Source organism: Pedobacter sp. GW456-11-11-14-TSB4 (assembly GCF_059424425.1).
Genome location: NZ_JBWKZK010000006.1, coordinates 75,023 through 86,955, shown reverse-complemented (window position 1 = coordinate 86,955; position 11,933 = coordinate 75,023). Strand labels below are relative to the sequence as shown.

The window sequence follows — 11,933 nt, the reverse complement described above, 5'->3', positions numbered from 1 at the left end:
GTGAAAAATCAAGCATATCGATTTGGAGGTGGAAGAACATCCACAAATACAACAATCGATGCCATCAAAGCTTACCAAGGTGTAAATGCTACAGGAGATATAACGGTTCAATTGGCACTTAATAATACAACTGGCAACATCCGCAAGCCATTGATTGTCGTCGAAGGCTTCGATATGGACAACAGCTATGGATTTGGGAATTTTGTAACCAGTATCAGTTTAGATCGTAATACAAACCCAATCCAGGCAATTACCTTAAACCAAGGCTTAGATGATATAAACGAATATGATTTAATTTTCGTAAACTTTGGAGATGCCACTGATTACATTCAGCGAAATGCCTTTTTATTGGAGCGCGTGATTGAATATGTCAACACCGAAAAGAGAAATTATAATGGAGTTCGCCAAGAGAATGTGATTATTGGGTTAAGTATGGGTGGTTTGGTAACCCGCTATGCCTTAAGAGATATGGAACTTAATAGCGTACTGCACGAAACTCGCCTTTTCATTAGTCATGACACCCCACACCATGGTGCAAATGTACCTGTTGGCGCGCAAGCTGCTGTACAACATTTGGCATCTTTTCAGATTATAAGTGGTTCCTCGGATTTCCCCTATATAAAATGGGTTGATATGTTTCCTGATCTTGCAGATGCAGAGGATGATTTCAATTCACCTGCTGCCAAGCAAATGTTAATACAGCGCTACAACCTAAATCCTTCAAACTATACCCTAACGGCAGATAATGCCACGCATAATACTTTTTACACGGAGCTTAATAACATGGGCTGGCCTGTAAATAGCAAAAATCTAACTCTCAGCAATGGAGCTTGTGATGGAAGCCTGGTATTTCCATCAAACAGCAGAATATTTGAGTTAATTGGGGATACTTCAATGACATATTTCGGACCGTTATGGAAATCTGCAGCAATGTCAATAGCAGCACCAATTACGCCGATAGTGGTGTATGGAGGCAACGTTAATGTACGCAATTTACTGATTCAATTTCCGCTCAGCATTTTTTCGACTAGGTCATCCCTAAACTTGGATTTTAGAATTAATTCGGTTCAGCAAGGTATCAGTGAACTTTATCGAGGTGATATGTACATCAAAAGAAAACTTTTATGGCTTATAAACTCAAACAGCTATATAATCAAAACGCGGGTAAATTCGGTTGCAGGCATGTTGCCATTGGACAATGCACCTGGAGGATTGTATGACATGAACGAATTCGGTTTGGATGCAACTGTTATTACCAATAGTCTACCAGAATTTTTCTCAGGTATACCAGCTCGTGTACTTCAACCAAGGTTCTGCTTTGTACCAACCGTAAGTTCTCTTGCAATCGCAAATCCATGGCAAAATTTGACCAGCAGTTTATGTAACACTACAAACTGTAACACCAATTCAGGTATAAAGAACTATTATTCTCCAGCGGAAAATCAACTTCACATCTCATATACACAATTAAATTCAAATTGGCTACTGCAGTGGCAGAATCCCACATTCGATTGTCCAAAAATATGCCAGACGAATTTCAATATATCTGGCCCATTTCAGTCTGGTAGTAACACTACATTTTCTATGTCTTCACTTCCTTCTGGGGCGACAGTAAATTGGGAAGTAACAAGCCCTTACACAATTAATGGGTCATCAACTGCCAATCCGGTAGGTGTTGCTATTCCTTCTAATAATAATCAGTTTGCGCAACTTGTAGGAACCATAAATACCAGTTGCTCCCAAACACCGGTAATAAAACAATTGGTGCCTGCAAGTATTACAGCCTCTTTAGTTGGAAATGGCATATGCGGAGAGGGCGTTGCAGAGATTAACGTACCAAATGGAGCAAATTTCATATGGAGGGTAGATGGCGACTTGTCAATTAATGGACAAGGACAAACCTTATCGACAACAAGTAATTCTATTGGCTTAACTGGTTTATCAGGCCTTATAACATGTGAATTTAAAAGTTATAATAACACTGTAGTCGCCCAGTTCGTCTACCAACCTTACCAAAAACCTATCAGTATTGCCGTTAACCCAATGTATGGAAGTGAGCCTTTATCAGCAACTATCACAGGCATAGACTTTGGCTATAATTCCATTAGATGGTACCTTGATGAGTCTATAACAAACGAGACGAGTGAAAGCTACTATGATGGTAATTTATCTTGCGGCATGCATACCGTTCGGGCAGAAATTGACTTAGCTTGTGGATCGACTGTGAGCCTGGGACCAGTTGAGGTGGAACGTTATTGCAGTTTCTTGCGGAATATGGTAATTTACCCTAATCCCGCTGTCGGCAGCAATTTATTCATTGCTCCAGATCAAGGTAAAATGGAGAAGGCATCTCCAACCGAAAAAAGCAAAATAAAGGAATATGATTACTGGTTGTATGATGCAAGAAGCAATGTGATACTTAAAGGGAGAAGTAAGAATTTCAAGGTCGAGTTAGACACCCGAAACTTAAAATCAGACACTTATTTTCTTCATCTACGGACGGAAGGAGATAAGGAGATCATCAAAAAACAAGTTATCATTCGCAACTAGACGAAAGCGATTTTGTGCTTAAGCTGTTTTGCACAACCTTTTATTTTTCTTGTAAAAACAATTGTAAAAACAAAATTCATCTTACCACTGATCTGTTATTTACCGATGTTGGCTTCCCAGATGTAAATAAAAGAAACCAATATTGATCAATTGTTATGCAACAACTCAAGAATTATCAAGGTAACTGAGCGTTATTTTGAAACAGCTGCTTAAATGAATAGACATTGTTAATTGTGGGACAGGCCCACCGGCTCATAATAAACCATCCTATTCAAATCGCAACCTTACTGGAAAACAACGAAATAATAATAATAATAATAAACAAACTCAGATTTTATCATTTAATTCAAGTAAGTTAGCTATCCAAGCAAAGGGTTTTTGCAGTCCGAAAAAGAGCGAAAGGAAGCACAAAAAAAGGGGGGTTACCCCTTAGATCACCCCTCCTCTGCAAGCGACAAGTAACCCTCAGCACTAACGATCAGATGATCATGCAGCTCAATATCAAGAAGACAAGATGCAGCCTTAAGCTTTCTAGTCAAAGCGATATCGGCATTACTGGGCTTCAGGTTTCCCGAAGGATGGTTATGTGCAAGGATGATCCCGCAGGCGCAGCACTTCAATGCAGTGGCAAAGATCAGCTTGGGATCAGCTAGCGTTCCGGACATACCGCCCGAGGATACCTCAAAGATCCCGATCACCCTGTTGGCCCTATTCACAAGAACGATCTTGAACTGCTCCTGAAGCTCGATCCTATCTAGATCCCAAGACCCAATAAGCACATCGAACGCATCTTTTGAAGTGGAGATCCTAGGCCTATCAGCTGCCCTGAAATTGGGCCTGTAACTTACATTGATCTCAGCACACTGAAACTTTGAGGTAGGATTGAATGACTTTTCCATAATTACCAGATTTTAAGGTTTAAAAATTAATTATGGTACCCCATCAGCCCGCAGCGCCCACTAAGGGCAAGGTGGAGATCTTAAAAATGCGGAGGGATCCCGCCGAGGCGGGAAACCCATTTTTAAGATACTACCTTGGCAAAGCGACCCCGTGTGGGAGCTGCGGGCTAACTTTGTAGGATAATTGATGATTAAAAAATGATTTTAACAAGGTATCCGCTTAGGGAATGCAGCTGAAGCAAGATCTCTAAATAGCTTATCTGGAAGTCAAGCTGAATACCCCAGCGATTGGGTTGAGATATGTGCCTAGTGATTGTCCATTATTGTCTGAAACAATTATCCCTTCCTATTTATTTTCCAGCGCCTTTTGCACGAGCTACAGGAAGTTGGGACTTGCTGAGGGATTTAAGCAGGTTCCGATGAGTTAAAATCGTATAATTTTAAAACCTGATATTTCCCAGAAGGAAATAATAGCTGGAAGTTTCCTTTTTTACCGGCAAAGATCCAATTACGGGTAAAACAGTCAATGTAACAGAAGGCAGGTTTTATGTTCCTTTTACCAATTAAGATTAAATCAGTGCTTTTAACCAAACATGCTATAAACAAAAATATTAACTTGAAAGCCTACGAACCGTCTCAAGTAAATCTTCCAAATCAAATGGTTTCATGATAAATGCATCACAATAATCAGATGATATTTCATCGGCCATTTTTGGTGTCACACCTGCCGAGACAAGTACCAATTTGATCTCTTTCAAATCCTCAATACTCCTTATCTTCCTTGCTAATTCCCTTCCATCAAATTTACCTAAATGAACATCTAAAATTACAACTTCCGGTTTATAGGTCTCTACCTCCCCAATAAGGTTTTCGCCATTTGTTAAAACTTTGGTCTGGTAACCCTCTGACCTCAGAATCAGTTCCATCACATCCGCATTTTCCACAGAATCATCAGCGATAATAATTTTATTCATAGCATTGACTTTAAGCAACCTTATAATAAAGCAGGAATCCATCTTGCTCCCATTAATAGATAATGTCGAATTGAACACAAATATTAAAGGAGTCTAAAAAGAAAACGGGATTACAACCTAAGTCATAATCCCATTTAATTTAACGCTCTCGATGTAAATATAATATTATTTTCCGTTTTATAAAGAAATAATTGAAGCGTTTGCCGGAGATTTAACCAAAAGCATTCCTTCCACTTCCCATCAAAGTGTGCATGCAAAGGTCCTGAGGCATTTTACGACTGAAATTCCTCTCTGGATGGATGAATGGGATAGTAGCGTTAATGATGGCTTACTTCGCATGTATTGGCAGTACCAATAAACTTCCGGTTGAAACTGCGGCTGTGTATCCGATATTGGGCCAACTATGTAAGATCGCTGGGCACACTGGCTTGATCTCCGACCAAAAGTTTGCAAGACACCTGGGAAAGAAACTCACCCGCCTCAGGTCGATCATCACTAATACAAAAAAACCTTATCTATTGGACAAAAGCGTTTAATCCGCTTCGGGGTGATACCTTCGAAAAGCAGCCACCCATCCCCTTCTCATGCTTTAGGAATTTCAGTACAGTTTCTCCGAAATTGCTACAGCACTCCAAATTAGACCGGGGATATATTCAGCAGGGCTTCGTAAGTGCATCGCTGAAGGTCAAAAAATAAAACTATGGCATCATGGAAAAAAAACACTAGTCACTACCAGAAAAATACCTTGCTGATCGACTAGGAGATCAAAAAATAATCCATTAAGCATCCATCAAGGAGTCGAGTTCAATTAACGAAACCTTTTCATTACATTTATGCACTAGGCAATCACCACAGATGAAAAATTCATTTCCCGTCAACATCATTCCAAGCGGAGACAGCCAGCGTATCGCAGCGCTGGAGCGCTACAGGATATTCGGTGCGCCCAATCAGGCTGCCTTTGACAATATCGTCAAACTGGCCAGCACGATCTTTCAGGTCCCCATGGCCCATATCTCCTTTCTTGATGCTGATCATGAATTTATGATAGCCAATATAGGCCTTGGAGAGGTCGGACTTGTGGACCGAGGTGACAGCCTATGTGCCCTTGCCATACTTGAGCCTAGGGTTTTGGTAGTTGAGGATGCGCTGAAGGAGCCGATGCTGGACAAACATCCAGCTGTTCATGGTGAATTTGCCCTAAGGTTCTATGCCGGAGCACCGATCATAACCCCAGATGGGCATATCATCGGCACGATGTGCCTAGTGGACAAACAGCCACGGAAGCTGACCGAGCACCAGATCGACATCCTTGCTGAACTGGCAAAGGTTGCCATGGAACAGGTCGAACTCAGAAGAACCAATATGGAAAAAGCTGACCACCTGCGGTTTCTGCTATCGCAAAAGGATGAATTCATCGGTATCGCTTCCCACGAACTGCGCACGCCGATAACCTCCCTTAAGGCCTATCTACAGCTGATCAAACGCAGCCTATCCGGCCCACAATCATCTCACCTACCCCATCTTTTACACAAAGCAGCCACCAGCCTTGAAAAGCTTAACGGAATGGTCGAAGACATGTTGACTGCCACAAGGCTGAGCAAAGGTATGTCGACACCCGAGAAAACCGATTTCGATATCCACCAGGCCATTACCACATGTTGCGAGGAACTCTATCAGATGGATGTGAACATGCCTAACATTTCTGGGGAACCAACGACCGTTCACGCCGACCCCAAACAGATTTACCAGGCCATGGGCAAGCTGATTGACAACGCCATAAAGTACGCCTCTGGAAAAGACAAACTGGAGATCTCGATCTCACAAAAAGATGATATGGCTGTCGTGCGCATCACCGACCTCGGACCTGGCATTGCGCCCCAACGCCTGCCAAACCTGTTTGAACGTTTCGGCACCTATGATTCCAGAAAGCAGATATCCGGTCTTGGTCTTGGACTTTACATCAGCGCTGATATCGTCAAATCCAATGGCGGGGAGATTGGCGTAGAAAGCCAACTTGGAATGGGCACTACCTTTTGGTTCAGCCTCCCACTTGCATAAAGGTAATCAATGAAGCCCGCCACCCACCTGCCCTAAAGCAAACAACTGGAGAACCATCAGTCATTGATTGTTTAAGACACTGCCCAGATCACCCTATTTTTGACCGATAGGCTTACCTTCGGCTCTGTTGATGGCAAATGGAATACATTCTATGGTTGACCCATTACGCCCGGCCCTCAAACATTCTCTATCCGAATATGTTACACTACATATCCCGGGTAATTGCCATGAAAAACGAAAACAGTGCCACCGACTTTGAGCGCAAGTTCCTAGATTGCGACAATAAGTTCCAGACCATATTTGACCTTACCAGCACCGCAAGCAAAGTGATCGGCTCGGATCTGACCATCTTAAAGGTAAACCACGCTCTTGTCAAATTATTGGGATACAGCGCCAGGGAAATGGAGGGTACAAAAATACTAGAATATGCATGTGAGGAATATCAGGATCACTGGCTGCAACTTCAGCACGAGCTTTGGGCCAAAAAGGTACCCTTTTTTACATTGGAGGCATGCCTATACCATAAGGATAGGTCTCTGGTATGGGTAAAGGTGACCACTATACTATATAAAGATGAAGGGGAAACCTTTGGATTTACCGTCCTGGATGACATTACATCACTAAAGGATTTCCAGCAGTCAGAAACCAGGCTATCCAGGGCCTTGAGATATTCAAAGGCAGCGGTATGGGAACTGGACTTGAAAAACCAGTCGGTCTTTCGGTCGCAGGGTCATGATGAGATCTTCGGCTATCCCACCCACCAGAAAACCTGGGATATGGAAAGATATGCTTCCCATATACTCGAGGAAGACCTGGAAGGATTCAACCGTGCTGCAGGACTGCTTATGAATGGCGAACATATTGATCTTCAAGTTCGCCTAAAAAACGCTGGAGGCCCGATAAAATGGATAAACTTTCTGGGTACGGTCGAAAAGGATTCCGATGGAATACCGGCGAAGGTGCTGGGAGTGATCAAGGATATCACCATCGATAAACTCATCGAAGGACATAAGGACGACTTCATCAGTATAGCAAGCCATGAACTCAAAACACCCATCACCAGTTTGAAGGCCTACCTACAGATTTTGGACAAAACAAGAGATCAACTACCCCCCTCTACGCAGACCATGATCTCAAAAGCCAATAGCAGCCTGGAAAAAATTGTGACACTTATAGAGGACCTGCTCAATGCAGGGAAAACATACCAGCAGCAGCTGGCGCTGAAAAAAACCAGGGTCAATCTCTATCAGATCGCCAGGGAATGCATCGAACAGGTCAACCATTCCCATCCCTCTGCAGAAGTCCTGCTTTCAGGGCAACTGGAGGTATGGGTGAATGTGGACGCGGAACGCGTCGGCAGGGTAATCATCAACCTGTTGAATAATGCCATCAAATATGCGACGGATTCCGGAGAAATTATGGTCGAGCTTAAGACAGTTGGAAATATGGCCCAGCTATCGGTTACCGATAAGGGTCCGGGAATTTCCCCTGATAAGATACCGCTGCTGTTCGACCGTTACTACCAGGTCAGTCCCGAAGAATACTCAGGTCTTGGACTTGGGCTTTTCATCAGCGCTGAAATCATCCGCAGACACTCAGGAGAGATCTGGGTGGAAAGCAAGGCGGGCATTGGCTCGACTTTCTGTTTTACCATCCCGCTGTAATTATACCAGAAGTTCACTTTCCAATATTAGAAAGAAACTGCTCTTTGATTTTGTGAGCCTGCTTCCTTCTCCGTCGAAAGGTTACCGCTTTTCGCGCTATTTAGATTTAATTTCTTAAGTTCCTCCATCAACAAATCAGCAACCTCCTCCTTGATCCTGTTATAATTTGCCGTCACATCTTCAGTTGAAACACTTTTAATAACTGGAATTTCCTTGTAACCAGCTTCCTCCTTGGCAATCTCCTTATGGTCATTCTGTATTTCGCAATGGAACATCTTAAGCTTGATTTTCTGCTCTGGATTATCAGCGACAACGCCCACAAATTCCCCCGAGGAAAGTGTTGCAATCTTGCTAGCAGGAATGGCATAATCCATTTGGGTGGCCTTGGTGATCGAAGTATCCGAGCTGTTGATACTCATGCTGTCCTTCTGCTGGGAAATCTTTCCGAAATTCTCCGATAATGTCTTTGCTGTTGAACCTGTCACCTGGCCACTGATCACATTCCCAACAATTCCCGTAATCACATCCGCCTGTTCTGCGCCATAATCCTTTTTGAGCTGACTGAAATCCTGAACCGCTAAAGCTGTGGAAACCTTGTTGCTCCTGGCGGTAGCTATCAAGCTATCCATATTGTTGAAATAGATCGTCGGAAACTCATCAAAGATCAGACTATTTTTCAGCTGCCCTTTCCTGTTGACCAGTTTTATCATCGTGGAAATATATAATGAAAGCACTGCTCCATACACCTGCAATTTCTGCGGATTGTTACCGACACAGATGATTTTTGGTTCCTGTGGGTTATTTACATCAAGCGTAAAATCATTTCCGCTCAACACGTAATAAAGTTGAGGTGATGCCAACCTTGCAAGCCCGATCTTGGCCGAGGCGATCTGTCCTTCCAGTTGCGGCATCGCATCCCTCTGATAGGCAGAAATAAACGGGTTCATGAGTACCTTGATTTCATCCTGGGTTTCCAGCACCGCAAATAGCTGATCATAGTCCGACTGCATCAATTCGATCACATGGGGAAGCGTACAGTATTTCCCATTTTCATATTTTCTCAGATACCAGATACAGGCCGTTAAAAAGTTGATAGGAGATTCGACAAAGAAATCACCCTGCTTTTTGATCCAGTCACGGTTCAGCCCCATCATGATCGTGCGTGAGGCTTCGGTTGCATCGGTAATATCTTCCATGCTTTCTGGATGCAATGGATTGCACCTGTGGGTACGGTTCAGATCATCAAAATTGATCACAAAGAATTTTGGCTTGATCGGATAATTCTTGGCATATATCAGCAGTTTGTTGTAGGCCAGTTTACTCAGGTCGTCAAACTTGAAATCATACAGAAACATCGAAAACCCCTTTTTGATATGCTGGTCAATGATGTGCCTAATCACAAAATAACTCTTTCCAGCTCCGGGTGTTCCTGCAATCAACAGCCCGCGAAATGGATTGATCACATTGATAAAACTATCTCTTACCTGTTTTCCCAATCTATATCTGGCAGGTAGGTTGATGGAATATTCATTTTCCAGCAACCTTTCTTCCTGCGGAAAGGTTTCGTTTTCCTCATTGAAAATATCCTTGTTCAATTTTTCTTTTATCAACCTACTTAACTGTCCTCCCCCGGTCAGGATTAGCATATAACCAACCAAAGTGATACCCATATAACAGACCGCAATGACCAAAGAACCTGCTGGCAAATAAAACACAAGCACGGCAATAAAATACAATAGCAAACCTGTCAGCGAAAAAGCAACAATACTTCTGATTTCAATCTTCTCATCTTTTTTGCCCTGTACCCCGATAAGGGAAATAAGTAGCAACAACAAACAGGCAAACTTTGCCCGCCACATTCCGGTAAACAGTCCCGTTCTGGATATGTTCTCGATGATCCCATCGGTAACGCTTGCAGTCAGTCCCCAACTGGCAAACGCCCGGTAACAGCACAAATAGAAATGGATAGATAGAATAAATAAACTGATGAGTCTAGTAAAATCAATGATCTTCCGTAGCCCCTGTATGTCTTCGCCTGTATTCATTTTTATAAGTTCTGTTGGTTAGCTTTTTTCTTTTTCTTCTTTTTACCGAGGACTGTTGGCGGATCGTATTCCGCCTTTTCGAGTAAAGGTTCCAGCGGGTTTCCGAGGAAATGGTTTGGCTGGTTCGGCTTGAGATAGGTCCTGATCTGGTCTTGAGCTTCAAACTTTTCAGTGATCGCCCTCGCACTATAATCCTTCCCAAGATCACTACCATTGAAAACGGTTTTGAGCCTATGATCGACAAAGGTCAACCCATATATCATTCCATTTTCGTTCTGCCGAAACACTAGCCCGATCTGTTGTTTGGCAAGCTCGTTCACCAGCGTATTTCTGGTAAGGGTATTGTATTTCTGCAATACCCAATCGATTCTTTTCTTCAGGTTTTCTCTCAATGGCTTCCTCTTTTCCATACCTGCCTGAAAATCCTTCTCCAAATTCTTTAGCGTTGGCTGATCATAAAAACTGCTCGCTTTGATCGGTACGCCAATTGGATTTCGTTTTTCATCAAGCACCGAATACAGCAATCCCTTTTTTTCAAACATGGCCGTCTCTTCATTTCCCCTATCTGCCCTGATATTGAACTGGCCGAGTATGGCGTTGAATTCGGCAAGCGATGTAAATGCATAATTCTGTCTCACCGATAGCACAATGGAACCAATGACCTGTTTGGTAGGCTTCTGCCCATAAACTGCAGGCATAATAGTTAGGTTATTGCTCTGTTTTCTTCCCTCGGCTTTAATGAGGTCAAACTCTTGTTCGATGGCTTTTCTTGCTGGCTCGGAAACAAGCCTGCCCATATTATGGGTGTATTTCCGTTTGCCGTCTTTCTGCATTAGGGTGGTTGCGATATGGATATGGGGATGGGCGGCATCAAGGTGCTGATAGGCGATGAACGGTTGTTCGCCGAAACCGATCTGCTCCATATAGGTCTGGGCAATTTGCTGTACCTTTCCTGGGTCAAATTTGTCGGAGGCATCAAAATTTAGGCTGATGTGCATCGCATTGGTTTTAATAGTCGGGTTAAGATCGGTGAGGTTTTTAAAGCGTTGGATTTTTTGGTCTAGGTTCAACTTGTCGATGTCGACGGCAAACCCACTGGCCAAAATAATAGTAGCCTCTTTCTTTTCCACTTTGGTCTCATTGTAGATCAAAATCCCCCGCATGCTTTTACCAAATTTTATTTTTGCAACCATTTTTCCGCCAGTTTGGAAATGAGCTCGAAGAGCCTTTCAACTTTCACCTCGACTTTGATAAATAGTATTAAAGTCTGGTCACTATGAAACTTCTTTTCGGCATCGGTTTTACAGGCATTAAAGTAGCGGGTCTGTTGATTAATATTTACCCCAATCGACTTCAGCTCTTTTCGGATCAGCGCCATTTCTTCCATCGGTCCGTTCATGCTAGCATCTCTGTAAAAGCAGTTGATCTTTTGGCTGGTCAGGATTTTCCTAGCCACCTCGGCCAGGCTCTGGCAGTCGCTTTCAACTAATAGTTTATTCAGCTTTTGATGAAGCCCGTCGTTTACCCGAATGATTAGGTTATGCTTTAAAAGTTCATCTTCGCTGGTCTTTTTCTTTGACATTTCTCATTACTTTTAGAATTACGAGTTCCGAGTAATTCTCCGACCAAAAGGGCGGCAAGATTTCCAATGCGCATGCATTGGTACATCTTGCTGCAAACATGGGTTTGCTAGATTTCATACTCCTAACATTTTTGATTGGCTAAAATATATTGCCGGATGTT

The 11,933-nt window shown here is 42.9% G+C and carries 8 protein-coding genes; 3 read left to right on the top strand and 5 right to left on the bottom strand.

Going from position 1 to position 11,933, the window contains the following annotated elements:
* A complete protein-coding gene (locus tag AC07XU_RS17135; protein WP_494944851.1) occupies positions 1-2,550 on the top strand; it encodes a T9SS type A sorting domain-containing protein in 2,550 nt (849 codons plus the stop codon).
* A 434-nt stretch (positions 2,551-2,984) separates the two neighbouring features.
* On the opposite strand, the gene AC07XU_RS17130 is transcribed toward AC07XU_RS17135, so the two are convergent.
* Together AC07XU_RS17130 and AC07XU_RS17125 are read right to left on the bottom strand one after the other, a co-directional pair.
* Positions 2,985-3,449, bottom strand: coding sequence for a JAB domain-containing protein (locus AC07XU_RS17130; RefSeq protein WP_494944850.1), 465 nt, complete (start codon positions 3,447-3,449; stop codon positions 2,985-2,987).
* A 611-nt stretch (positions 3,450-4,060) separates the two neighbouring features.
* On the bottom strand, positions 4,061-4,423 hold the full coding sequence (locus AC07XU_RS17125) for a response regulator (protein WP_494944849.1): 363 nt from the start codon (positions 4,421-4,423) through the stop codon (positions 4,061-4,063).
* An 855-nt stretch (positions 4,424-5,278) separates the two neighbouring features.
* On the opposite strand from AC07XU_RS17125, the gene AC07XU_RS17120 reads away from it, so the two are divergent.
* Together AC07XU_RS17120 and AC07XU_RS17115 are read left to right on the top strand one after the other, a co-directional pair.
* A complete protein-coding gene (locus AC07XU_RS17120) occupies positions 5,279-6,481 on the top strand; it encodes a GAF domain-containing sensor histidine kinase (RefSeq protein WP_494944848.1) in 1,203 nt (400 codons plus the stop codon).
* A gap of 227 nt (positions 6,482-6,708) precedes the next feature.
* Positions 6,709-8,145 carry a sensor histidine kinase gene (locus tag AC07XU_RS17115; RefSeq protein WP_494944847.1) on the top strand — a complete coding sequence of 479 codons (1,437 nt, stop codon included), beginning with the start codon at positions 6,709-6,711 and terminating at the stop codon, positions 8,143-8,145.
* Positions 8,146-8,171: 26 nt separating this feature from the next.
* Here AC07XU_RS17115 and mobC read toward each other — a convergent pair whose 3' ends face one another.
* From mobC to AC07XU_RS17100, 3 genes are read right to left on the bottom strand one after another with little or no spacing between them, the layout of a single operon-like run.
* Positions 8,172-10,190 carry a conjugal transfer protein MobC gene (gene mobC / locus AC07XU_RS17110; RefSeq protein WP_494944846.1) on the bottom strand — a complete coding sequence of 673 codons (2,019 nt, stop codon included), beginning with the start codon at positions 10,188-10,190 and terminating at the stop codon, positions 8,172-8,174.
* Between the two features lie 2 nt (positions 10,191-10,192).
* Entirely contained in the window at positions 10,193-11,383 is a 1,191-nt protein-coding gene (locus AC07XU_RS17105; RefSeq protein WP_494944845.1) for a relaxase/mobilization nuclease domain-containing protein, read from the bottom strand.
* Positions 11,368-11,772 (bottom strand): mobilization protein, encoded by a 405-nt coding sequence (locus AC07XU_RS17100; protein WP_494944844.1) that lies wholly within the window; start codon positions 11,770-11,772, stop codon positions 11,368-11,370. Before AC07XU_RS17100 ends, AC07XU_RS17105 begins: the two co-directional genes overlap by 16 nt.
* Positions 11,773-11,933: the final 161 nt, after the last annotated feature.

Bases quoted from the DNA above. Each gene is read 5' to 3' on its own strand.
- AC07XU_RS17125 (WP_494944849.1), bottom strand. From the start codon at position 4,423: ATGAATAAAATTATTATCGCTGATGATTCTGTGGAAAATGCGGATGTG.
- AC07XU_RS17100 (WP_494944844.1), bottom strand. From the start codon at position 11,772: ATGTCAAAGAAAAAGACCAGCGAAGATGAACTTTTAAAGCATAACCTA.
- AC07XU_RS17120 (WP_494944848.1), top strand. From the start codon at position 5,279: ATGAAAAATTCATTTCCCGTCAACATCATTCCAAGCGGAGACAGCCAG.
- mobC (WP_494944846.1), bottom strand. From the start codon at position 10,190: ATGAATACAGGCGAAGACATACAGGGGCTACGGAAGATCATTGATTTT.
- AC07XU_RS17130 (WP_494944850.1), bottom strand. From the start codon at position 3,449: ATGGAAAAGTCATTCAATCCTACCTCAAAGTTTCAGTGTGCTGAGATC.
- AC07XU_RS17115 (WP_494944847.1), top strand. From the start codon at position 6,709: ATGAAAAACGAAAACAGTGCCACCGACTTTGAGCGCAAGTTCCTAGAT.
- AC07XU_RS17105 (WP_494944845.1), bottom strand. From the start codon at position 11,383: ATGGTTGCAAAAATAAAATTTGGTAAAAGCATGCGGGGGATTTTGATC.